The 24,250-nt window shown below is 35.4% G+C and carries 18 protein-coding genes, 1 riboswitch and 1 other annotated feature (1 of these 20 running past the window's edge); of the genes, 4 read left to right on the plus strand and 14 right to left on the minus strand.

Going from position 1 to position 24,250, the window contains the following annotated elements:
• Positions 1-36 (minus strand) — a binding site (T-box leader); it reaches 188 nt to the left of the window's first position.
• Positions 37-161: 125 nt separating this feature from the next.
• Both rluF and LMD38_RS14905 read right to left on the minus strand, forming a co-directional pair.
• The gene (gene rluF, locus LMD38_RS14900; RefSeq protein ID WP_001222167.1) at positions 162-869 is read right to left on the minus strand and encodes a 23S rRNA pseudouridine(2604) synthase RluF; all 708 of its coding nucleotides are present in this window, start codon (positions 867-869) and stop codon (positions 162-164) included.
• A 185-nt stretch (positions 870-1,054) separates the two neighbouring features.
• A complete protein-coding gene (locus LMD38_RS14905) occupies positions 1,055-1,675 on the minus strand; it encodes a YdbC family protein (RefSeq protein WP_062822462.1) in 621 nt (206 codons plus the stop codon).
• Between the two features lie 191 nt (positions 1,676-1,866).
• Here LMD38_RS14905 and LMD38_RS14910 point away from each other — a divergent pair, with 191 nt between their 5' ends.
• From LMD38_RS14910 to LMD38_RS14920, 3 genes are all read left to right on the plus strand, one after another.
• Entirely contained in the window at positions 1,867-2,442 is a 576-nt protein-coding gene (locus tag LMD38_RS14910) for a hypothetical protein (protein ID WP_061182860.1), read from the plus strand.
• A 217-nt stretch (positions 2,443-2,659) separates the two neighbouring features.
• A riboswitch (glycine riboswitch) is annotated at positions 2,660-2,779 on the plus strand.
• 107 nt (positions 2,780-2,886) lie between these two features.
• Positions 2,887-4,254: an alanine/glycine:cation symporter family protein gene (locus LMD38_RS14915; RefSeq protein WP_061182859.1), complete on the plus strand. Its 1,368-nt coding sequence runs from the start codon at positions 2,887-2,889 to the stop codon at positions 4,252-4,254.
• A gap of 225 nt (positions 4,255-4,479) precedes the next feature.
• The gene (locus LMD38_RS14920; protein WP_016717443.1) at positions 4,480-5,673 is read left to right on the plus strand and encodes a S8 family peptidase; all 1,194 of its coding nucleotides are present in this window, start codon (positions 4,480-4,482) and stop codon (positions 5,671-5,673) included.
• 93 nt (positions 5,674-5,766) lie between these two features.
• On the opposite strand, the gene LMD38_RS14925 is transcribed toward LMD38_RS14920, so the two are convergent.
• Together LMD38_RS14925 and LMD38_RS14930 are read right to left on the minus strand one after the other, a co-directional pair.
• Positions 5,767-6,291, minus strand: a complete 525-nt coding sequence (locus LMD38_RS14925) for a DinB family protein (protein ID WP_016717442.1) — start codon at positions 6,289-6,291, stop codon at positions 5,767-5,769.
• 14 nt (positions 6,292-6,305) lie between these two features.
• Positions 6,306-7,073, minus strand: a complete 768-nt coding sequence (locus tag LMD38_RS14930; RefSeq protein ID WP_016717441.1) for a DUF3891 family protein — start codon at positions 7,071-7,073, stop codon at positions 6,306-6,308.
• 205 nt (positions 7,074-7,278) lie between these two features.
• Between LMD38_RS14930 and LMD38_RS14935 the strand changes: the two genes are divergently transcribed.
• Positions 7,279-7,551 (plus strand): HU family DNA-binding protein, encoded by a 273-nt coding sequence (locus LMD38_RS14935; RefSeq protein ID WP_001043907.1) that lies wholly within the window; start codon positions 7,279-7,281, stop codon positions 7,549-7,551.
• A 37-nt stretch (positions 7,552-7,588) separates the two neighbouring features.
• Here the strand turns inward: LMD38_RS14935 and LMD38_RS14940 are convergent, their stop codons facing one another.
• The 10 genes from LMD38_RS14940 to LMD38_RS14985 form a co-directional block, all read right to left on the minus strand.
• On the minus strand, positions 7,589-8,131 hold the full coding sequence (locus LMD38_RS14940) for a hypothetical protein (protein WP_062822463.1): 543 nt from the start codon (positions 8,129-8,131) through the stop codon (positions 7,589-7,591).
• 35 nt (positions 8,132-8,166) lie between these two features.
• Positions 8,167-8,916, minus strand: a complete 750-nt coding sequence (sfp, locus tag LMD38_RS14945; protein WP_227585644.1) for a 4'-phosphopantetheinyl transferase Sfp — start codon at positions 8,914-8,916, stop codon at positions 8,167-8,169.
• A 59-nt stretch (positions 8,917-8,975) separates the two neighbouring features.
• Complete coding sequence (locus tag LMD38_RS14950; RefSeq protein WP_016717438.1) at positions 8,976-10,418, minus strand: MDR family MFS transporter; 1,443 nt, start codon at positions 10,416-10,418, stop codon at positions 8,976-8,978.
• Positions 10,418-10,642 (minus strand): MbtH family protein, encoded by a 225-nt coding sequence (locus LMD38_RS14955; RefSeq protein ID WP_016717437.1) that lies wholly within the window; start codon positions 10,640-10,642, stop codon positions 10,418-10,420. Before LMD38_RS14955 ends, LMD38_RS14950 begins: the two co-directional genes overlap by 1 nt.
• Complete coding sequence (locus LMD38_RS14960) at positions 10,639-17,796, minus strand: amino acid adenylation domain-containing protein (protein ID WP_062822465.1); 7,158 nt, start codon at positions 17,794-17,796, stop codon at positions 10,639-10,641. The genes LMD38_RS14955 and LMD38_RS14960 overlap by 4 nt, the downstream gene beginning before the upstream one ends.
• Before the next feature lie 33 nt (positions 17,797-17,829).
• Complete coding sequence (locus LMD38_RS14965; RefSeq protein ID WP_016717435.1) at positions 17,830-18,723, minus strand: isochorismatase; 894 nt, start codon at positions 18,721-18,723, stop codon at positions 17,830-17,832.
• Positions 18,724-18,750: 27 nt separating this feature from the next.
• Complete coding sequence (locus tag LMD38_RS14970; protein WP_061182857.1) at positions 18,751-20,364, minus strand: (2,3-dihydroxybenzoyl)adenylate synthase; 1,614 nt, start codon at positions 20,362-20,364, stop codon at positions 18,751-18,753.
• Between the two features lie 12 nt (positions 20,365-20,376).
• Entirely contained in the window at positions 20,377-21,576 is a 1,200-nt protein-coding gene (dhbC, locus tag LMD38_RS14975; protein WP_016717434.1) for an isochorismate synthase DhbC, read from the minus strand.
• Between the two features lie 26 nt (positions 21,577-21,602).
• On the minus strand, positions 21,603-22,373 hold the full coding sequence (gene dhbA / locus LMD38_RS14980; protein WP_001048422.1) for a 2,3-dihydro-2,3-dihydroxybenzoate dehydrogenase: 771 nt from the start codon (positions 22,371-22,373) through the stop codon (positions 21,603-21,605).
• A gap of 624 nt (positions 22,374-22,997) precedes the next feature.
• Positions 22,998-24,200 carry an L-lactate MFS transporter gene (locus LMD38_RS14985; RefSeq protein ID WP_016717433.1) on the minus strand — a complete coding sequence of 401 codons (1,203 nt, stop codon included), beginning with the start codon at positions 24,198-24,200 and terminating at the stop codon, positions 22,998-23,000.
• Positions 24,201-24,250: the final 50 nt, after the last annotated feature.

Consider the following 24,250-nt stretch of genomic DNA (forward strand, 5'->3'; position numbering starts at 1 on the left):
GGGGAAAATAACTCGTGTCCTTTTCTTTGCTTTTTTTAAATACATCCATTAATTGTTATTTACTATATCTTATTCATTTTATTTTTGCAAGTGTTTGGAAAAGATTTTTTATTTAATAAAAAAAGAAACCAAAAAATGTTTTTGGTTTCTCCTTCTCAATTTTACCAATCTTGTGGTTCGTAATTTAAGTCTGCAAATAGACGTCGTTTCTCTTTCTTCGTTAAATCTCTCCACTGTCCAACAGGTAAATTATTCAATTCGATATTCATAATTCTCGTACGTTTTAACGTGTATACTTGATAACCTAAAGCTTCACACATACGACGAATTTGGCGATTCAACCCTTGTGTTAAAATAATTTTGAACTCATATTTTGATAACTGTGTGATCTCACAAGGAAGTGTTTTTGTACCTAGAATTTTAACACCCGCTGCCATTTTTTCTAAGAAATCAGGTGTAATTGGCTTATCTACTGAAACGATATATTCTTTCTCATGTTTGTTTTCAGCACGTAAAATTTCATTAACGATATCACCATCATTCGTTAACAAAATTAAACCATCTGAGTCTTTATCAAGACGTCCAATATGGCTAATTCGTAAAGGGTGATTCACTAAATCGATAATATTACCTTTTACTGATTTTTCACTTGTACATGTAATACCTACTGGTTTATTTAAAGCGATATATACGTGATCTCGAGCAATACGAAGTTGCTCTCCATTTACGCGTACATCATCACCTGGATTCACTTGGTCACCAATTTTTGCAACCTTACCGTTAATAATTACTCTTCTCTCATTAATTAATTTATCTGCTCCGCGTCGAGACGCTTTTCCAGCTTCACTAATAAATTTATTGATACGCAAATTAGGCACATCCTTTTCTAAAAAAATTTCAAGCTCACACTGCTTCTACCGTACAATACAAAAGGGTAAGCCTCCTATTATAACTTAAATATATTAACATGAAAGGGTATATAACGTCTTCTATTAATTTCTTGTTTATAAGAAATTATCTTTATTATACATTCATTTATGCACTTTTTCTGTGCTTAATATACAAGCCATTCTTCCTTACATATAGCTTGTTTACCTCTTATATCTTCTATATCTTCATGAATATTAGCTAGTTTATACAACTCAGGGAAAATCTCTTCTACATAATTTTGATGCGCCATTCCATCTTTCCAATAAGTTAACACTATGTAATGATTTTCATTTTTTAAAGACTTCCCAACAACGCCAGCTAACATTCCTTTTGCTTTTTCCATCCCTTTATTCCAAATTGTTTCTTGTTTATGTAAAAAATACTTTTCTTTTTCCACTTTAATATCACATATAGCAACTCTTACGAATGATCCCTCTGTAACAACGTCTTTCAGAGGCTTATCAGTTATATCATACAAAGTTTGAAATAATTCAATTTCACATGAAAGAAACGTATCCTCTTGATTACTATTTAAATAAATTGTATCGTGGGCACCATTCATAAATGATTGATATGCACTTTTATCTTCCCATAAAGTAAATACACACGCCTCATCTTCATTCCATCCACCAAATTGCCAATGAAATCCATCTAGATGCTGTATATCACGCCATTTTTCTTGTGCCATTGAAAATAACTCTTTTTTCTCTTCTTCTACTTTACAATAGATTGTTTTTAGTAACATTTTTAATTTCCCCTTTAGCATATAATTTATCTTCTTCTCACAATAATTAGTTCACATAATATTTTTATAATCACCCTCCGTGTATAGAAAAGATATAATTTAAATCATTTCTAACCTATTTTCTCTACTTTAAACAACATTATTGTTATATATTATAATTATAAGTTTTTAAATTTTGGAGGCGTTACATATTGCAAAAATTACTTTTTACTAAATGGACAGTTGTTATTTCTATTCTCATCATTTTCGGTACAATTTTCTACGTTACGAATGGTAAAAATAACACCGAAAAAGCCCTTGTAGAAACAGCGGATACAAAAACTTTCAAAACAAAATTACAGCCTAAAATTAATGAATTGACTACTAATTATAATGATATCATCGAAAAGGATTGGTTGCCTGCCTGGGAAGAGATTAACACGAACGGTGATTCAGTAGACAGAGATAAACTATTAGTTACAATGAATGCTGTTTCCAAACAATATGAAAACATTATGAATGAAATAGACATTTTGAAAATTAAAGAAAATATATCGGAAGTACAAATACAAGAACAACTTCTTTATTTCACAACTGAATTTAAGGCTGCTTCTAAATTTATGAAAAACGCGGCAGATTTAATTATAGATGGAGCCACTAACTCTACTCTAAACAGTGCAACAATTGAAAATACGAAACATGCTTTAGGGCTTGCGGATCAACATATTGTTATTGCTTTATCTACTTTAACTGAAGTTGAAGAGAAATTAGGACTTTCGAAAAAATAGAATTCTTTACTATTTTAAAATAAAAAATGATTGCATTTCACTAATTGTATATCTATAATATTTTTATTGATCTTATACACATTCAATGCGTATAGGTTATTAATTTTATAATTCGGATGAACCATTCAGGAGAAGGTCTATTGATCTACCGACGGGGCAAAAAGTTGTTAACCGACTTTGAAACTCTCAGGTCTTGTTTACAAGTAGAACTGCATGGGGACGAATCTCTGGAGAGACTCCCTCTCGCTTTATATAGCGTAGAGGAAAACGAGCACCGAAGGAGCAAATCCGCTACTATAGCGGATAATCTCTCAGGTAAAAGGACAGAGACAAGCGAAAGAAAATGCCGATTTGTATCGGTTTATTTTTCTATCCCTTGTTTCTCCAGAGACCATTTCATTTACTTGAAGTGGTTTTTATTTTTTCTAAAAAAGGAGAATAAAGATGGAGACAGTAAGTAAAGTATTAGAACAAATCAATCACTATGTGTGGGGATTACCAACGTTGTTGTTACTCGTTGGTACTGGTATCATTCTCACAGTGCGTTTAAAAGGTTTACAGTTTAGTAAACTATTATACGCTCACAAACTAGCTTTTAAAAAATCAGAAGATACATCTTCCTCCGGAGATATTAGCCACTTCCAAGCACTTATGACAGCTATGGCGGCAACGATCGGTATGGGAAATATAGCTGGTGTTGCAACTGCTGTGACGATTGGTGGGCCTGGTGCAATCTTTTGGATGTGGATTACTGCTTTATTCGGTATGGCAACAAAATATGCCGAAGCAATTCTTGCGGTGAAATACCGTGTTAGTAATGAAAATGGTGAATATTCAGGTGGGCCAATGTACTATTTAGAACGTGGTTTAGGTAAGAAATGGCTTGCAGTTTTATTTGCTATATTCGGTACAACTGCTTCTTTCGGTATCGGGAATATGGTGCAATCTAATTCAGTTGCAGAGGCAATGCGAATTAATTTCTCTTTCCCTCCTGCTTTAACTGGTATAGTAATGTCATTTTTAATCGCTATCGTTATTTTAGGCGGTGTAAAAAAAATCGGGAAAGTAACAGGATATGTTGTTCCTATTAAAGCTTTCTTTTATATCATTGCTGGTCTTATCATTATTTTCTATCACTACGATCAAATTCCTGAAGCATTTTCACTTATTTTTTCTGGTGCGTTTAATGGTACTGCAGCTGCTGGTGGTTTTATCGGTGCAACAGTTGCATCAGCTATTCAAATTGGAATGGCGCGCGGCGTATTTGCAAACGAAGCTGGTTTAGGGAGTGCCCCTATTGCCGCGGCGGCTGCAAAAACTGATTCCCCTGCAAAGCAAGCTTTAGTTTCAATGACTGGTACTTTTCTAGATACGTTTATTGTATGTACAATTACAGGACTAGTTTTAATTACTACAGGCGCATGGAAGTCTGGTAAAACTGGGGTTGAAGCTACAACACTTGCGTTCCAATCTGTATTCGGTACTGCTGGTAGTATGATTCTTGGTATCGCCATTATTTTATTCGCCTACTCTACTATTTTAGGCTGGTCGTATTACGGTGAGAAATGTGTAGCTTATTTATTTGGAGAAAATGCCGTTAAATATTATAAAGCAATCTTTATTGTCATGATTGCTATTGGTGCGAATTTAAAATTAGGCATCGTATGGACATTTGCGGATATTGCAAATGGACTTATGGCGATTCCAAACTTAATTGGTCTTATTGGGTTAAGTGGTATTGTTGTTGCTGAAACGAATCGCTTTTTACAAGCAGAGAAATTGAAAGAAAACCATAAAAAACAAGCAAGTTAATCTAAAAAAAGGAATGACTCATACATAATGAGCATTCCTTTTTTCGTTTTCTTACTCAGTAAATATCATTAAAAATATATTTATATAAATCTTTCTCTTTTTTATTCCACTAAAAGTTTTTCACATAAATGTCATAAATCGTATGGTCTAACTATATAGTTGAAAAGGAATGCGACATTAAAGTGTCGCTGAAAAACTCATCCAAGAAAAGGGAGGAAAAATCTTTTGAAAAACAAAATCATTGTTTTCCTATCTGTTTTATCATTTATTATTGGTGGTTTCTTCTTTAACACGAATACTTCAAGTGCTGAAACATCATCTACTGATTACGTTCCTAACCAATTAATCGTTAAGTTCAAACAAAATGCATCTTTAAGTAATGTGCAATCTTTTCATAAATCTGTCGGAGCTAATGTCTTATCTAAAGATGATAAGTTAGGTTTTGAAGTCGTACAATTTTCAAAAGGTACTGTAAAAGAAAAAATAAAAAGTTATAAAAATAATCCAGATGTAGAATATGCGGAGCCTAACTATTACGTTCATGCATTTTGGACTCCGAACGATCCTTATTTTAATAATCAATACGGATTACAAAAAATTCAAGCCCCGCAAGCTTGGGATAGTCAAAGAAGCGATTCTGGTGTAAAAGTGGCTATTATTGATACAGGAGTTCAAGGATCACATCCCGATTTAGCTTCTAAAGTTATTTACGGATATGATTATGTTGATAATGACAATATCTCTGATGATGGCAATGGACACGGTACACACTGTGCAGGAATTACTGGGGCACTTACGAATAATGGCGTCGGAATAGCTGGTGTTGCACCACAAGCATCGATTTATGCTGTTCGTGTATTAGACAGTCAAGGAAGTGGTACTCTTGACGCTGTTGCCCAAGGTATTAGAGAAGCTGCAGATTCAGGTGCAAAAGTAATTAGTTTAAGTTTAGGTGCTCCAAATGGTGGTACTGCATTACAACAAGCTGTACAATATGCTTGGAATAAAGGCTCTGTTATTGTTGCAGCTGCTGGGAATGCTGGAAACACAAAAGCTAATTACCCTGCTTATTACAACGAAGTTATTTCAGTCGCTTCTACAGATCAATCAGATAAAAAATCTTCATTCTCTACTTATGGTAGCTGGGTAGATGTTGCAGCTCCAGGATCAAATATATATTCTACTTATAAAGGAAGCACGTATCAATCATTAAGTGGTACATCTATGGCAACACCTCACGTTGCAGGAGTCGCTGCTCTTTTAGCAAATCAAGGATATAGCAATACACAAATTCGCCAAATTATTGAGTCAACTTCTGATAAAATTAGTGGTACAGGTACGTACTGGAAAAACGGTAGAGTCAATGCATATAAGGCTGTACAATATGCGAAGCAATTACAAGAAAATAAAGCTTCTTAAGAAATAAAGTAAAACTTTAATCAGTTGATCTACTAAAATAGAAGGAGAGACTTCCACAACTAAAGCCTCTCCCTCTCCTTCTTATAAACTATATTACTCTCCCTGCTTTTTAACCATATGTAAATACAGAACAAAATCCATCATTGTCGACGAATGACCAAGTTGACGGATCATCGCTGTTATATTTCCTCTATGATATGTACCATGATTTACAACATGTTGTACTAACTCTAAAATTGAAGTTTCTAATTTTCCTACATATGGATTCTCGATAACAAATACAGCATTCACATCTTGTATTGTACTTAAAAAGTCTTTATATTGATTTGCCATGTTTTCAAACATTTTTTCTAATTCATGTAACGATTTGTTTTCCATTTGTTTTCGTAATTCTTCTCGGCCTTGTATTGCTTCATTCATACTTTTACCATGCAATATGTGTAACCACACTTGATCTGTAATATAAATATGGGCAAACGTATCCTTGATTGATGGAAATGCACTCTGCATCTGTTCAGTAAAAATAGTATCATATTTTGGTAATTCTTTTAGTCGATTGAATAATCGTATATTAGCCCAAGCATGGTAATCCACTTGTTTTAACATGTACTCTTTCAATCGAAATCGCCTCCTTATTGTATGAAACGAATAGTTTGTTTCTTTATTTCTGATTCCCTATCAACTTTTGCAATCCCTTTTTCTTTCATTTCATATTTATTTACCGTTTTATATTTTACATACGTCTGAAATTCCGTTTGAAATGGAAACGGTGTAATCCGAATAGTTTCCTCATCTATCCATTCAGCTTGAATAGGTTTCTCTTCTTTACTATTAAACATTTCTGTTCCTTCAAAACCATCTTTAAACAAATCAATTTCATCTTTCTTTTCTACACCTGGTTTATTCATACAGACATATAAAGAAAGTTCATCGCAAAACTTTAATAATCTATAATGTTTATCGAACATCACAAATTGCTCTTTTGTTAGCGTTGTCAATATTCTTTTTTGTCGTTCCAATTCACCTGCATAAAATGTCATCATCTCTTCATCTTCCTCATTTAATGGAAATGATAAAAAATGCTTACTACAAAGTAATGCTCCGTATGGATTGGAATCTTCAATTTCATTCAAACCAATCGTATAAAAGACAAAGCGTAATGAACTTGGACAATCCATAAATGTATATGGGATATTTTTAGCATCATTCAAAATTGGTACTTTATCAAGTTCTATCCATCCTCTATCATGCTCATATATTGCATCAATTGTCTCTTTTAAATATGTATCATCTTCAAAAAAATCTTCTTTTATATGCTTTGCAATCTCTCCAGCTAAAAAACCATGATCATGTTGACGAATTAATATACTTTCTTTCTCATCCTTTTCACGAAAAATCATCCGTATACTCCCCCTCATCCTCATATTACAGCGTTTTCTATTCATCAATTCTTAATTAATCCCTAATTGTTAGCAGGGATTCAGTTTCTTGCAACGAAATTAACATAACTATATAGCATTCTTTCTAACAATATAAATAGCTTTATCTTTACTATCTATTATACTAAATCATTCATTCCAAAAAATTTTTTTATGAGGTGAAAACATGAACAAAACAGAATTAATTAAAAATGTCGCACAATCAGCTGATATTTCTCAAAAGGATGCTTCTGCAGCTGTACAATCTGTATTTGACACAATTGCTACTGCATTACAGTCTGGCGATAAAGTTCAATTAATCGGCTTTGGAACTTTTGAAGTGCGTGAAAGATCTGCTCGTACAGGACGTAATCCACAAACCGGCGAAGAAATTCAAATCGCTGCTGGTAAAGTTCCTGCATTTAAAGCAGGTAAAGAGTTAAAAGAAGCTGTGAAATAAACAAGAAACCAGCCATTTTATAGGCTGGTTTCTTGTTTTAATTTAGTAATTGCTTTATATTTTCTGCATGATACACCTCGCAAATATAAAATATGCATCTGCAGTTACTTACAATTTGATATTTTCTTGTTGGATACACATGCGCCGAAACAGAGCATCCATCGAACAATTCAATAATATTCCCAGAAGGCTGATATCCTTCATATAATACGTTCCTTCTTACTTCCATCTTCTCTATAAGTTTTTCAACTGGAATGTTTCCACTCTCTAGCTCCCTCTTTATTGTATTTGGTAAAAACGAGGTATCCGCAAAAATGAGATTTTCAGATAATACTTTTCCTTTATAACTAATATTGGATACACGGTAAAGAAATGTTCCGTTTTTATCAAAGAAACTCTTTGCTTCTTTCGGGATATACTGTCTATCCAGCACCTCTTGTTCTAGAACATCAAACTGAACTGTAGCATTCAATAACTTTTCTAAAGCATGAATAGATGATGTATCTCCAGAAAATAAAATATTTTTAATTGCTTGTACATGATAAGTGAATTCATTTGTTCTATTTTCCGCTACTAGCATGAGGAACACCTCTTCTATAAAATATTTTATTAAACTTATTTATAATTTAAAAGCGCTACTGCATCCAGCTGTATGATTTCGGTGACTTCTTTACTAAATATTGCAATTGAAGCCATATAATCTACACTTGGCCTTAAATCTCTCATCACTGTATTTTTTACTAACTCTTGTCTATCCTTAAAAACTAACAAGTTTGGAGAATCATTTGGAGCTGATATAGTAATATCCACTGGTGGAATCATTAGACCTTCACCTGTCGCCTTGAGCACAGCTTCCTTTCTAGTCCAATATGTTAAAAAACCTTCTATTTTTTGTTCATTAGGTAATTTCATAACTTGCGCTATTTCAATGTCGGTTAATACGCCTTCTGCCATTTTCATAACATCAACATTTGGATTCATTTGTTCAACATCAACGCCTACAGGTGCAGACTTTGTAAATGCAACAACAACCCACTCACCCGAATGCGAAACAGATAACTGCGGCATCCCCTCTGGTAATTGTGGTCTACCATGTTGTAGCTTACATACTGGGCACATTCGATTAATTGGAACTTGAATTGGCGACATAGAAAGCATTTTACCTAGAACTAATCTACTAATTACACAGCCTATTATAAAACGGGCACGATCTGCCGAATGATGATATGAATTTGCTTTTTCTCGTTCAACATCATTTAGTAAATTGTAATGCCATGATTGTAAATCCGAAATCCTTCCCCACCATATTTGACAATCATTCTCATTCAAAATTGGTATAGAATCTACAACTTTACTTTCTATCATGTAAACTCTCTCCTTCTAAATACCCAATGTAGATTTATTCCAAAATAATATTACCAAACTTATTCATTGACAATTTCTTTCTCTTTTTGTAATACAGGTAACGGTTTTTTCTTCTTTTTTGACATTACCTCTTTATCAGAAATACGTAAAGAAAATAGTAATGCTACGAGTAAAAATATTGCTGATCCAATTAATGCTGCTTGATATGGCAATAAATCTGAATGAGTATTATGTTGTACACTGCTATTTCCAAAACCGGCTAGTATACTAGCTAAAACAGCAACTCCTATCGCTGAACCTAATCGATTTTGCACATTAAATATAGTAGTTGCTCTCCCCATAGAAGGCGGCGTTATATTGTTAAATGCAGAAAATTGAACTGCTCCAACTGATTGGCCTAAGAAAATACCTATGCCAAACAATAATACCCGTATTTGCCAAGGGTTCGTATCGTGATTTACAAAACTTAATAAAATAAAGATAATCGCCGTACAAATTAACCCTATAGAAATTACCTTACGAGCTCCTAATTTCTTATATGACCATGGTACGATCTGTGACGATATCATTAATCCAATGGCCTCTGGGAATGTAGTAAGGCCTGATTCCAGTGCGGATACCCCTATTACATTTTGATACATAAGCGGAAAAACAAATAACATTCCTAGTAAACCAGCTGAAGAAAACAATGAAATAAGACTCATTTTTCTAAAGACTGGTTCTTTGAATAAGCGTAAATCTAGCATCGGTTGCTTTACTTTAAGTTCTACAATGATAAACAGTGTAATAAATACAATCCCAGCTATTCCAGTACTTATAACCTCTGTAGAAATCCAGCCTCTTGATGGTCCTTGACTGAGCGCATAGATTAGCATCGCAAACCCTGGTGCTGAAAAAACAAAACCGAGGTAATCAAAGCGACCAGCTGATTTTTCAATATGCTCTTTTAAAAATAGAAGACCGAATAGTAACGCCATAATTCCAAATGGTAAATTAATATAAAATGCCCAGCGCCAAGACATTTGATCTACAAAAAAGCCACCAATAATTGGTCCTACTGCCGGTGCGACAGCAATTGGCAACACAATAAACCGAGAAATTCTCGGCCTTTCCTCTGGTGAAAATGTTCGGAATAACATCGCCATCCCAACTGGTGTTAGAAGCCCCCCACCAGCACCTTGAATAATACGAAAAATATTCAATGAAGTAATATCGTTCGCTATCCCACATAACGCAGATGCGGTTGTAAATACGAAAAGAGCAGTTAGAAATACTCTTTTCGTACCGAATCGATCTCCTAGCCAACCAGAAATCGGAAGGAAAACAGCTAAGCTAACTAAATATCCAACATTAACTGTCCCCATAGCAGATGGTGGCACTTGCAGTTCCTTACTTATCGTTTGTAGTGCTACATTTACAATCGTTGCATCCATAGCAGCCATAAACATCGCTGTTATATATACGATACTTACCACTACTTTTGGATTTATTTTTTCTTTCATTATCGTTTTCCTACTATTATTTTTTCGTCAGCTTGATTATTTTTTGGATTCAAATCTTTCCAGTTATTCTCAACATATTGTAAGCAATCGTGCCTGCTAGCTTCTTCATGTACGACATTCCACCCAATAGGTACATCAAGAAAGACAGGCCAGAGAGAATACTGGCCCTCCTCATTTATTAATACTTTATATGTGTAATTATCATTTTCAAATGGATTCGTCATACTCTCCCTACCCCTTTCTTATTCTGCAAATATTTCGCTAATACTTGTCCAATTTCCGTAAGTGGCCCTGGTTGACATAAATCTTTATGTCTACAATCAATATCATGTTGCACAATTTGTCCGTCTAAATAATTTAACCACGTATTTGGAGAGATAGGATCAAACCAGTCCGGTATTACAGTAGATCTAAAGAATAAAATATCTCCGTTATAAACTTTCGGTACGTATCTCCCTAACAATCCTACCGAATTTACATATGTTTCTTTCAAATTTAAAATGGTCTCTTCTTCAAGACTTGCTAATGCACTTCCATCTTTACGAAGTATTTCAATCGCACTTTCCATCGTAAGTGGTTTGCCATCCATGTTGTCTGGATCATATCCACCTAGAGCCAGTAGTGCGATTAACGCTTCTTCTTCAGTAGGCGCTTCCGTATTCGGTAGGAAGTGACCAGGATAAGAATCTAGCATAACGAGTAATTCTACTTCTTCCCCTTCATTTTGTAGTTGCGCTGCCATTGCATGCACAACATTTCCTCCGAGCGACCAACCGAGTAAACGATATGGTCCGTGAGGCTGTACTTCACGAACGTGTTTTAAATAATCCGCTGCCATTTCCTCTAAACTTCTTGGAAGTTCTTCATTTTTAGCGATACCACGTGCTTGCACGCCGTAGATTGGATAATCTGTTCCTAAAGATTTCATAAGTCCTGCATAGCACCAACTTAATCCACCTGCTGGGTGTACACAAAATAGTGGCAATTGGTTTCCACTTGCTCGTAACGGAAGCAACACATCGAGTGCACTTTGTCCATTTCCCACTTCAAGTCTTTCAGCAAGGCCTGCAACAGTAGGTGCTGCAAATAAAGTTCCGATATTTAATTCGATCCCAAGCGCTTCTTTAATACGGCTCATAAGCTGCACTGCAAGGAGTGAATGACCACCTAAATCAAAGAATCCGTCATCAATTCCAATTTGAGGTACACTTAGCACTTCTGTAAACAAGTCACATAACAGTTCTTCTTGCGGTGTTCTTGGTCCACGACTAGAAGATGATGCGATAAATTCTGGAACTGGCAATGCCTTTCTATCTAATTTACCGTTTGGAGTTAAAGGCAACTCATTTACTACTACAAAAGCATATGGAACCATATAATCTGGTAGACTACCACTAGCAAACAGACGCATTTCATTCGTATCAATCGCTTCATTATTTGATGCGACGATATAAGAAACTAATCGTTTATCCCCTGGTTGATCTTCCCGTACAATAACTGCTACTTGCTCAACTGTAGGGTGTTTCATTATGACCGCTTCTATTTCTCCTAATTCAATTCGGAATCCGCGAATTTTTATTTGATGATCTGCACGTCCTATATAATCGAGCGTCCCATCATGACGCCAACGAGCTAAGTCTCCAGTACGATACATTCTTGTACCTGGCTTGCCAAATGGATCTGCAATAAAACGTTCTGCAGTTAAACCTGCCCTTCCTAAATATCCACGAGCAAGCCCTGCACCTGCAACATACATTTCTCCCACTACTCCAGGTGGCACTGGTTGTAAATAATGATCTAATACGTATACTTTAAGGTCAGGTATACTGCACCCAATTAAACTGTTTGCTCGTAAAGAAACGATTGTTTCGTCTAACTCAATATAACTAACATGTACTGTCGTCTCAGTAATACCGTACATATTAATAAGCTTCGGTGCGTCATGAGGATGTCGACTATACCAATCTTCTAATCGACTTAGCTCAAGTGCCTCACCTCCAAAAACAACATATCGTAAAGATAATTTTTGGCCAATCTCTTCATTTTCACGATCTGCTTGCATCAATTGATAGAACGCTGATGGAGTTTGGTTTAAAACAGTTACCTTTTCTTTAACAAGAAGTTGTAAAAATTCTTTCGGCGAGCGACTTACAGTATGTGGAACTACAACTAAACGCCCTCCGTATAATAAAGGTCCCCAAATTTCCCAAACCGAGAAATCAAAAGCATATGAATGGAACATCGTCCACACATCGTTTCCATCAAACTGGAACCAATGATCAGTTGCTCCTAAAAGTCTTACTACATTTTGATGAGGTATCATAACACCTTTCGGTCTACCTGTTGAACCTGATGTATAAATAACGTAAGCAATATGTGATGGAGTTAATGGCTTCACGCGCTCCATTTCATCAATATTGTCTTCACTATGTTTCTCAATTTCTTCTATTACTTTTACATTATCAACTAAAACTTTTAGTGCCTCATTACATTCAATTTCCACTTCTGAATTCGTTAAAACACATGATGGTTTCGCATCGTGTAGCATAAATGAAATACGGTCTGCTGGGTAATCTGGATCTAACGGAAGGTATCCAGCACCAGCTTTAAGAACAGCTAATAAACTTACAACCATGTTTAATGATCTTGGCACCGCTAAAGCAACGAGTTGATCAGGACCAATTCCTTTTGCTATTAGGAATCGAGCTATTTTATTTGCTTTTCTATTTAACTCTTCATAAGTTAATTTCTTATTTTCAAAGACGACAGCAATAGCATTTGGATTTATATGAACTTGCTTTTCAAATAATTGTAATAATGTCATTTCTGGTACAATTTGAAAACCACCATTCCACTTTTCTAACACTGCATTTTTCTCTGCTAAAGTTAATATTTCTAATCTGCCAATGGATTGATCCGGATTTATCGCCGCATCATCTAATAACAAAATGAATCGTTCTATTAGTTTTTGAACCGTTTCACGTTTATATAAATCGGTACTAAACTCTAGTAATCCATGTAAACCGTTCGGAGTACCATCAACCCCGTTACTCTCACTAATTTCAAATGTTAAATCAAACTTCGCAGAGCCAACACTTTGAATTTCAAGGCTCGCTTCTATATCCGGGACATCAAAGATTGCTTCTGGCGTATTTTGGAAAGCTAACATAACTTGAAATAGCGGATGACTATTTCGAGTACGCACCGGGTTTAACACTTCAACGAGTCGTTCAAATGGAACATCTTGATTTTCATAAGCTGCAAGATTTGCCTGCTTCACTCTATTTAATAATTCTTTAAAACTTGGATCTCCTGAAGTATTTGTACGTAACACTAACGTATTTACAAATAAACCGACTATGTCAGAGAGTGCATCATCGTTTCTTCCAGCAATCGGACTACCGATTGGTATATCAGTACCTGCACCTAATCTTGTAAATAGCGCACTTAGTCCTGCTTGCAATACCATAAACAAACTAACTCCGTTTTTCCGTGCGAGCTCTACTAACCTACTATGCATACCTGCATCTATATGAAAATGAATGGTTTCTCCTCTGTAACTCGTTTCCATTGGACGCTGATAATCTGTAGGTAACTCCAATTGATCTGGTAATCCCTTTAACTCTTTCTTCCAAAAATCTAATTGTGTTGAAATGAGACTTTCTTGTGTAGTTTCATCCCCTAACAATTGTTGTTGCCAAAGTGCATAATCTGCGTATTGAACCGGAAGTGTCTCTAGCTGTACTTTGTTACCTTGACATCGCGCTTTATAAGCCGCTGTAAAATCTCTCGTTAACGGTTGTAATGACCAGCCATCCCCTACAATATGATGCAATAGAATTAGTATTACATGTTCGTTTTCACTCACTGTAAAAAGTTGCAAACGAACTGCTGGTTCAACATCGAGGTTAAAGCTATATCTTACCGCTTCCGCAAGTGCACTTTCTAATTCACCTTTACATGTTTTTGTTTTAATCATTTCTAGATTTAAATTTTCCATATGTAAAATTTCCTGGTAGGAACTACCTAATACGTTAGGGAAAATTGTTCTAAGTGTTTCATGTTTCTCGACTACATCATAAAAGGCACCTTGTAATGCTTCCTCGTTCAACTTTCCAGACAAACGTATAACTAACGGAATATTATAAGTAGGGCTTGGACCTTCTAAACAATTCAAGAACCATAATCTACGTTGTGCAAATGAAAGTGGAACTTCATTTGGTCTTCTTACTTTCTTAATCGCTGGTCTTGCAGTTTTCGCTTGATCCAATTGTTTCGCTAATTCAGCAACAGTTGGCGATTCAAATAGTTTTCCAATTCCTAATTCGACACTTAACATTTCACGAATTCTTGCCATTAAACGCGATGCAAGAAGCGAATGTCCACCCATTTCAAAGAAATTATCATCAATGCTAATGCGAGAAACACTAAGTACTTCTGCAAATAAATGACATAATATTTCTTCTTTCGGATTTCTAGCAACCCTCTCATTGTTCATTCCATTAAAATCAGGAGCAGGTAATTTCTTTCTGTCAACCTTACCATTTGGCGTTAATGGTAATTCTTCTAGCAATACAAATGCTGATGGCACCATATAATTCGCTAAACTTTCTGAAACATAAGAACGAATTTCTGCAAGGTTAATCATTTCCTTATCTTTGGCAACAATATACGCAATGATTCGTTTATCATTTGGACGATCTTCTCGTACCATAACCACTGCTTCCTTAACATTTTCATGTCGTTGTATTACCATTTCGATTTCAGCTAATTCAATTCGGAAACCACGAATTTTAATTTGATGATCTGCGCGGTTCATGTACTCTAAAACACCATCACTGCGCCATTTTACTAGATCACCTGTACGGTACATGCGCTGCCCTGGTTTTCCATAAGGATTTGCAACAAACCGTTCAGCTGTTAACTCTGGTTTTCCTAAATATCCGCTTGCAAGTCCTTCCCCTGCAATATATAATTCACCAATAACTCCAGGTGGAACTGGTTGTAACCCTGCATCCAATACATACACTTCTGTATTGCAAATTGGCTTTCCGATAGGAGGTATCCCCTTTTCACTTTCATCAATGTTCATGAAGGTAGACCAAATCGTCGTTTCAGTTGGTCCATATAAATTAGTTATTGAGCAGCCTAATTCTCTTAATTTATTTGCTAAATGCCCTGGAAGAGCTTCACCACCAACAAGTATATTTAGCCCTTGTAACTTCTCTGGATAATCAGTTACTAACGCCTGCCAAAGCGTCGGTGTAGCCTGCATAATGGTCACTCTTTCTTCATGTAAAAGTGTCGTTAATGCAGAAGGCTCTTGTATGTCTTCCTTTTGCGCAATTGTTAAACTCGCACCACTAATAAGAGGTAAATAAATTTCTAGAGCAGAAATATCAAACGCAAATGTTGTAACTGCTAATAAATGATCATGTTCATGTAACGAAAACTTTTGTTGCATAGCCATTAAAAAGTTACTTAAACCTCTCATAGGAACAATTACACCTTTTGGGTTTCCTGTTGAGCCTGAAGTATATATTGTATAGGCTGAGTTTAAAAGTGATACATCATTCTTACATGCTATATTCATACGAGAAGATGTATGTAATGCTAGTTTCGTTTCTTCATCATCTAATACAATTTTTTTTATATCATTTTTTATAACTAACTTAGATGAAACAGATGAATGTGTTATGATACAAACTGGTTTTGCATCATTTACTATATAATTTATTCGCTCAGCTGGATATTCTGGATTTATTGGTAAATACGCTGCACCAGCCTTTAAAACTGCTAGCATACTAACCACTATTTCCGTTGATCTTGGAAATACTAAAGCTACAAACTGATTTGGTCGTATTCCTTCTTCTACTAAATAATGTGCTAGTTCATTCGCTCGTTCATTTAGCTCTTTATACGTAAAGTTTACACCGTCACAAGTAATCGCTAGTTTATTTGGAGTTTTTTGCACTTGTTTTTCAAATGATATAGGTAGACTGATTAACTCATCGTCTTCCTTCGTTTCATTCCATTCCAATAAAACTTTATGATTTTCTTCAGGAAGAGTAATATTTATCTTTCCAATCGACTCGTCTTTTTGATAAGCATTTATCATTAATTCTAATAATTGCATAAATCTTTCTTTATGCAATGCTAGCTCCGCACCATTATATACTTCCGGATTCGCATCAAAATGAATCATTAGCTCATTTTGATCAAAACGTTTATATACATTTATCGATAAATCATCCACAGGTCCTGCTGATAAGTTATGCGTAATACCACGATTCCCACCAAAGTTAAGCCCGTAATCAAAAGGCATAACATTCACTAACGGTCCAAATAATCTTTGATTTTCACCTAATAACTTTAAGTCTCTTCTTAATTCCTCATGACGGTATTTATGATGGCGACGTACATCTTGGATTTCTTTAGAAACTTGCTGTAATAATTCTACGAGAGTTATATTTGGAGTTACAGTAAGACGAAGTGGTACTAAATTCATTACCATACTAGGTGTATGAATAGATGCAGAACCTAGACGCCCCATCATCGGTAAACCTAAAACAATATCATTTTCACCTGTTAATTTATGCATATAAATACTTGTGACAGCGACAATGAATTCCGGCCAACTTGTTAACGAAATATTGATATCTTCTAGTAAAGTTTTTGTACTAGAACTAGATAAACAAGCTGTTTCGCGTAAAAATCCATTTGATGTTCTCGGTGCTCGTTCTGCCAAACTTACAACTTCTGGTTCATCCGCAAATTTTTCTAACCAAAAAGCACGATCTTCCTGAAATTGTTTAGACTCACGATACTCCATATCTTCTTGCACAACTTTTGCAAGAGAACCAAATGTCTTTTCATTCTTGTTTGTTTCTTCTATAAGTGATGTATACTCATTCGCTACCTTTTGGCTAAGAAGTGAAAATCCATAGCCATCCATCACAATGTGATGGATGCGCTGATACCAAAAGAAACGATTATTTTCAACTTGAATAAGTGCTTCAATAAATAAAGTATCTTTTTTCAAATCGACTGGCATAGATAAATCATTTTTCATCCATGCTTTAGCAGCCTCTTCAGGATTTTCTTCTTTACGAACGTCAATAAAATGCATATGAAACTGTGATTCTTCAATAACTTGCCATGGGCCAATTTCATCTTCTTCGAAACGAACATGAAGTGCCTCAGCTTCCATTACAACTTTACGTACTGCTAATTCGAAAATTTCTTGATTCATATTTCCGTTTATTTCTACATATTCCCCAGTATTATAAATCGGATTAAGTGGATCTAATTGTTGCGCAAACCACATGCCAGACTGCGCAGATGATAACGAATGACGAATCTTTTGACTGTTAGGCATTCTTTACTACCCCTTTATTATGTAGTCTATTTGTTACAGCACCTGTGCTGTTTGTGAAGATAGTAAACTGTACCAACCCGCAACAGTTGGACGTTCTGCTAAATCTGCAAAAGTGATTTCTTTCCCTTCACGACGCCACTTCTCTACTAAACTCATAATTCTGACCGAATCAAGCCCTCTATTTAATAAGTCCTCATCAATATCAATACTCTCTACTGGCTCACGAAGTAATTGTGCAACTAATTCATGCACTTCCTGTATAGTGATCCCTTCACTCTCATCACCTTTGACACTTTGTAAATCGTTTAACAATAGGCTTGTTGATGTCGTTACTGCACATCTATTAGATGCATACTCCAATGCTTGTTTATGATGTTCTAGTGAAAAATCAGCAACTGCATCTGCTACAAAGAACGGCTGAATACCATCCATAAATGCTTCACAAGCTGTTAAAAGGCAGCCAATATGCGCATAAATACCGCAAATAATGAGTTGATCTCTTCCTTGTTCATGTAAAATTTCTAATAGATTTGTCTTTTTAAATGCACTATATCTCCATTTTGTTAAGAATATATCATCCTCATCAGGAGTAAGTTCATCAATAATTTTCTTTTTATCTGGTCCAGCAGGAATACCGTCACCCCAAAAGTCTTGTAATAAACCTCGTTGTTCTAACGTTTGCCCACCAGGTTGCGCTGTATAAACAACTGGTATACCAAGTTCCTTACATTTTTCTCTTATCATTTTAATATTTGAAATAAGTTCTACTTTCGGTGATTCTTTATCGCTATATGCATCAAGAAAATATTCTTGCATGTCATGAATTAAAAGTACTGCACGTTTCGGATCTGGTGTCCAATTCACTTTATTTTTTGGTAGTTCTGATTCAATTGGCATTTTATATACTGAAATAGATGGGATAGCCATCTAATCACTTCCTTCCTGTTTTTATTATTATTTTACTGTAATAAGTTTTTCAGCAATGACTTTACGTAATTCTTTTTTGCTTATCTTTCCAACGCCTGTTTGCGGGAATGATTCAATAAATTCAATTCGATCTGGAATCTTATAAGCTGCTATACCGCGTTCTCTTAAAAACATTTTTAATTCACTTACTGCCGGAGCTTGTCCGCGAGCTATAACAAATGCACAAGTACGTTCTCCTAAATAATCGTCAGGCATAGATACAATCGCTACATCATGTACTGCATCATGTGCTAATAGATGATTTTCAACTTCTTCCGCGGCAACTTTCTCACCGCCACGATTAATTTGATCTTTATCTCTTCCTTCTACAATGATGTAACCTTGTTCATTTACTTTCACAAGATCTCCTGTGCGATAAAATCCATCCTTTGTAAACGATCGTGCATTATGCTCTTCTGCTTTATAATAACCACGAATTGTATATGGCCCTCTTGTTAATAAACTACCTACTTCGCCAGGTTTTACATCGTTGTCATTTTCATCAACAACTCGTACTTCATCGAGTGCAGACATTGGTCTACCTTGTGTATGAATAATAATTTCTTCAGGATCATCTAATCTTGTATAGTTCACTAATCCTTCCGCCATACCGAATACTTGCTGTAATGTACATCCAAATGTAGGGCGTATACGTTTTGCAACTTCAGCACTAAATTTCGCGCCACCTACTTGAATCACCTCTAGACTCGATAAATCGTTATTACGTGAAGATGCAGCATCAAGCCATATCATTGCTAATGGCGGTACGAGAGCAGTAATCGTAACTTTTTCTTTTTCAATAAGTGCAAACGCCTCATCTGGACTACCTCCAGTTGCCAGCACTACTTTTCCACCCGCATAGAAAGTTCCAAATGTTCCAGGAGAGCTCATCGGGTAATTATGTGCTACTGGAAGAACGGCCATATAGACACTCTTTGCACTTAAATTACAAATTTCAGCGCTAACACGTAAACTATAAATATAATCATCATGCGTTCGAGGAATTAATTTAGAAAGTCCTGTTGTCCCCCCTGATAATTGGAGAAACGCAACATCACTTGGCTGAACTTCTGGTAATGGAACGGGATCTATATATAAATCACTTATGTTCACAAATTCTTCTTCTTCTCCCACTACAATTACATGTTGTAAAGTTGGCACTTTCTCTTTCACTTCTCTTGCTAGTTTTCGATAATCAAAACCGAGAGTTTTATCTGAAATAACGTAAACACTCGCCTCACCAAACTCACAAAAATAACTAATTTCACTGCTTCGATGTGAAGGTAATGCAAAAACAGGAAGTGCCCCAATTCGAAATAGCGCAAAACATACTTCGAAAAACTCAATAATGTTAGGTAGCTGGATTACAACTCGATCCTCTTGCTTTATTCCTAAATTCAGTAGCCCTGAAGCTAATCGATCTACTTTTTTATCAAGCTCACTATACGTAATATGCGTATTACCACTTACAACTGCAATTTGATCGCCATATTTTTCAGCTCGCTCTCTTAACATCACGCCAAATGTTTCCCCAAGCCAACAGCCTTCCTCTCGATAACGATCAGCAAATTCTTTTGGCCATTTTGTATAACCTGTTAGCATTCTTTCTGCCCCCTACTTTTCATTAAGTGAACTATCATTTAATCCTAAAGCTTTCAACATTGTTTGGAACTTAGCTGATGTTTCTGCTAATTCATCTTCTGGTTTTGACTCAGCAACAACGCCCGCTCCTGCATATAAACGGAGTGTATTTTCTTGTACTTCAGCACAACGAATTGTAACAATCCATTCACCGTCTCCATTTAAATCACTCCACCCTAGCATTCCTGTAAAGAATTCACGGTCAAATGGCTCAATTTTTTGAATCGCCTCTCTCGCTTCTTCCATCGGTGTGCCGCAAACTGCTGGCGTCGGATGAAGAGCAATTGCTAATTCCAAAGAAGTAGTATTCGGATCCTTTAATTCACCTTTCACTTCAGTAGATAAATGCCACATCGCTTCACTATGAATAACGGATGGCTTTTCCGGAACATGTAATGTATGACAGTACGGACGAAGCGCTGCAGCAACTGCTTCTACTACTACCGCATGTTCATGTAAATCTTTTGGAGAAGAAAGTAATTCCTCTGCTCTTCTCTTATCTTCAACTGAATCCTCACTACGTGGCCTTGAACCAGCTAACGGATTAGAAATAACTTGCATACCATTACGTGAGACGAGTAATTCAGGGCTCGCTCCAATTAACGTCTTACTATTCTCATTTTCATCTTTCGATAAATTCACAGCAAATGTATATCCGTGCTTATTATGCGCTGCTAATTCTCGAAGAAGTTTTTGCTTATCAATCTTTTCGGAAGAATTAACATCTAACGATCTGGATAGAACGATTTTTTTTAAATCCCCGCCCTTTATTTTTGCAATTCCTTGCTTCACACCATTCATATACACTTCAGGCGCTGGTACAGGCGTCATTTCGAATGTTAAGTTCTCATTTATTTCAAGCTGATTTGTTGTATCCAATTGTAATCGCTCAGAAGTCCTACTATATTCTGGTACGATAAGTTGGACTTCTTTTCTATGATCAAATGGCAAAGCACCGACAACGATAGGATTCGGATTTCCGGCTTGTTTTGCATTACATAATACTGCTTGTACAAGCTCTGGGAAACTTTCAATTTCATGATGCTTTACTGTAGTAAACTCTCCTTCTGCTAATATCGTTCGAGTTGGTGAAGCGAAAAAGAATGAAGATTCAGTCTTATAATCTTCTAGTAATTTTTCTGACAGTTCCTTTACAGCCGTAAATTCCTTCATTGTATAGTAACCCCCTGAATTTTTTATTAAACGCCTAATGTAGCTCCGCCATCAACACATAAATTATGCATTGTAATATGACTAGCTTTATCTGAAGCTAAAAACAATACTGCTTCAGCAATTTCTGAAGGCTGTGCAATTTTTTGTAACGGTATACCGAGTCTATATGTACTTTGAGAACCAGCAATTATATTTTTTTCTCCATTCTCATCAGCCCATAGTAGCCTTTGCATTTCAGTTTCAGTAGAACCTGGAGAAACTACGTTACAGCGAATGTTGTACGCTGCAAGTTCTAATCCTAAACATTTCATAAACATCGTCGTAGCAGCTTTTGATGCAGCATATGCAGCCATCTCCATTCTCGGCGTATTTGCTGCATTTGAACCAACTGTAACAATTGCCCCTGACTTTCTTTGCATCATATGTTTACTTACTGCTCGGGACATATAGAAAACTCCTGTAGAATTTACAGAAAACGTTTTATTCCAATCTTCATCACTTAACGAGTGAATCGCTCCCATACGTAAAACCCCTGCAACATTTACTAATATATCTATTGGCGCTATTTCATTTTCAATATCATTTACCATCTGTTCAACTGCGGTACTATCACTCACATCTAAGCAAAACGTTTTCAAATGTATTTCATTTAAGAGTTCGTTTAATCCCTCTTCATTTTGATCAACCGCAATAACTGTAGCTCCTCTTTCTAAAAACATTTTGGCAACAACACTACCTATACCTTGAGCTGCACCTGTTACTAAAACAGTTTTCCCATCAAATTCCCCTAAGTTCATTTCCTCTATCCTTTCATTTAAAAATCAATCTAATTAAACAAAAAATGATAATGATTATCATTATCGATGTAAAAAATAATACACTTACTAAACTAATTGGTCAAGTGTACTTTTCATTAAAATATTATTCATTGATAATGTTTTTCATTTAACGTTCTTACACCGAAATGATAATCTTTCTCAATAAACTTGTCAACCTATTTTTATTTTTCAGACAAAAACTTTAGTTCTTTTCAATACAATTACATCTAAAAGTATTAATAAATACTTACATTAATACTTTAATTCTTACTCCTCTTTGTAAAAATTGAAGATGATAAACTGGAGATCCCTTCAGTTACAAAGCCTTAACAAAAAATCGAGCATTTATTTTCTCAATATTTTTCTGAAAATATATCTTGCAAACATCAATGCATATTTTCTTTATTATTTAAGATTTAATACATATTTCGAATATGATGTATCGATTTATTATATTCCAATATAATCCAAATGGACATTTCACTCACTTTTATATCAAAAAAAAATAAAAAATAATTTAACCTTGTTAAAATAACTCAAAAAAAGCACCCTATTTAACAGGATGCTTTTTCGTAACTATAGTGTTATAGAAGATTTATATACTTATGCTACACTGCGATACTCTTCTTCTTGTTCTTTTTTCTGTTTAGGTGCTTGAATTAAAATTGCGATAATGAATGACACGACACATAATACACCGATCACCATAAAGGTTGGTTTGAATCCACCTAGAAGTGCACCGATAAAGGAACCTGCAAGCGCTCCAAATCCAAATCCTTGATACACAATTCCGTAATTCTTACTATGGTTTTTCATACCGAAGAAATCACCAACAATAGCTGGGAAAATAGTAATATTTCCACCAAAGCAAAACGCTACACTTGCTACACATACGAAGTAGATACCGTAATTCAAATCTACGAAACTTAGAACTAATACCGAACTCGCCATAACCACAAAAGTACCCGTAACGATTTTTAAGCGGCCGATTTTATCTGATAACGGTCCTAGAATAATACGACCTAATGTGTTAAATATTGCAACCATAGCCACCGCATTAGCTGCTGTCGCTGCGCTAAGCCCTACAAGTTGAACACCAATGTCTTTTACCATACCAATTAAGTATAAGCCACTCATACATGATGTAAATAACATGATGAATAATAAGTATACTTGTTTTGTGCCTAACATTTCTTTCATTGTATATTCATGAGTGTTTGTTTCCTGAACTGCACCTTGATCAGCAGCTTGATGGATTAAAGAAGCTCCAAGGACAATCATAGCTGTAACAATTAAACCCCAATATATAAACGCTTGCGATACACCAACTGAATCGATTAACTTTGCATTTATATATTTGAAAATTAAGCTACCTGTACCATATGCAGCTACAGATATACCAGAGATTAAACCTTTACGTTCAGGGAACCACTTAATTAAATTAGATAGTGAAGTAATATAAGCTGTACCATCTGCGTAACCTACAACAACTCCTGCTAGTACATAAAGCAATATTAACGAAGAAACTTGTGAACTAAGTACTAATCCTAGTCCTAATGCTAGTCCAGCTATCATAATAAGTTTACGAAGTCCCCATTTTTCTTGTAATTTACTTGCAAATAAAGTTGAAAATGCTAAGGAAAGACTAGTAATTGAGAAAGTTATCGCAACCGCGTTAAGACTCCAACCGTATTTACTAACTAAAGGCTGATTGAATAAACTCCATGTATATATCGTTCCAAGTCCCATTTGAACTATGACTGTACCAAGGACAACAAGCCATGGATTAACAGCTGATTTTTTCATACCTTTCCGCCTCCTCTTTCTATTTCAATGCTTTTCGCTAAGTCTTGTTT

The organism is Bacillus pacificus (assembly GCF_020861345.1).
Classification (GTDB): Bacteria; Bacillota; Bacilli; order Bacillales; family Bacillaceae_G; genus Bacillus_A; species Bacillus_A pacificus.

What these genes read in the sequence shown, in the direction of transcription:
- LMD38_RS14960 (WP_062822465.1), bottom strand. Translation starts at nt 17,796, where the DNA reads ATGCCTAACAGTCAAAAGATTCGTCATTCGTTATCATCTGCGCAGTCT.
- sfp (WP_227585644.1), bottom strand. Translation starts at nt 8,916, where the DNA reads ATGATAGAAAGTAAAGTTGTAGATTCTATACCAATTTTGAATGAGAAT.
- LMD38_RS14965 (WP_016717435.1), bottom strand. Translation starts at nt 18,723, where the DNA reads ATGGCTATCCCATCTATTTCAGTATATAAAATGCCAATTGAATCAGAA.
- LMD38_RS14930 (WP_016717441.1), bottom strand. Translation starts at nt 7,073, where the DNA reads ATGATTTTTCGTGAAAAGGATGAGAAAGAAAGTATATTAATTCGTCAA.
- LMD38_RS14915 (WP_061182859.1), top strand. Translation starts at nt 2,887, where the DNA reads ATGGAGACAGTAAGTAAAGTATTAGAACAAATCAATCACTATGTGTGG.
- LMD38_RS14935 (WP_001043907.1), top strand. Translation starts at nt 7,279, where the DNA reads ATGAACAAAACAGAATTAATTAAAAATGTCGCACAATCAGCTGATATT.
- dhbC (WP_016717434.1), bottom strand. Translation starts at nt 21,576, where the DNA reads ATGAAGGAATTTACGGCTGTAAAGGAACTGTCAGAAAAATTACTAGAA.
- dhbA (WP_001048422.1), bottom strand. Translation starts at nt 22,373, where the DNA reads ATGAACTTAGGGGAATTTGATGGGAAAACTGTTTTAGTAACAGGTGCA.
- LMD38_RS14905 (WP_062822462.1), bottom strand. Translation starts at nt 1,675, where the DNA reads ATGTTACTAAAAACAATCTATTGTAAAGTAGAAGAAGAGAAAAAAGAG.
- LMD38_RS14955 (WP_016717437.1), bottom strand. Translation starts at nt 10,642, where the DNA reads ATGACGAATCCATTTGAAAATGATAATTACACATATAAAGTATTAATA.
- LMD38_RS14985 (WP_016717433.1), bottom strand. Translation starts at nt 24,200, where the DNA reads ATGAAAAAATCAGCTGTTAATCCATGGCTTGTTGTCCTTGGTACAGTC.
- LMD38_RS14950 (WP_016717438.1), bottom strand. Translation starts at nt 10,418, where the DNA reads ATGAAAGAAAAAATAAATCCAAAAGTAGTGGTAAGTATCGTATATATA.
- LMD38_RS14970 (WP_061182857.1), bottom strand. Translation starts at nt 20,364, where the DNA reads ATGCTAACAGGTTATACAAAATGGCCAAAAGAATTTGCTGATCGTTAT.
- LMD38_RS14940 (WP_062822463.1), bottom strand. Translation starts at nt 8,131, where the DNA reads ATGCTAGTAGCGGAAAATAGAACAAATGAATTCACTTATCATGTACAA.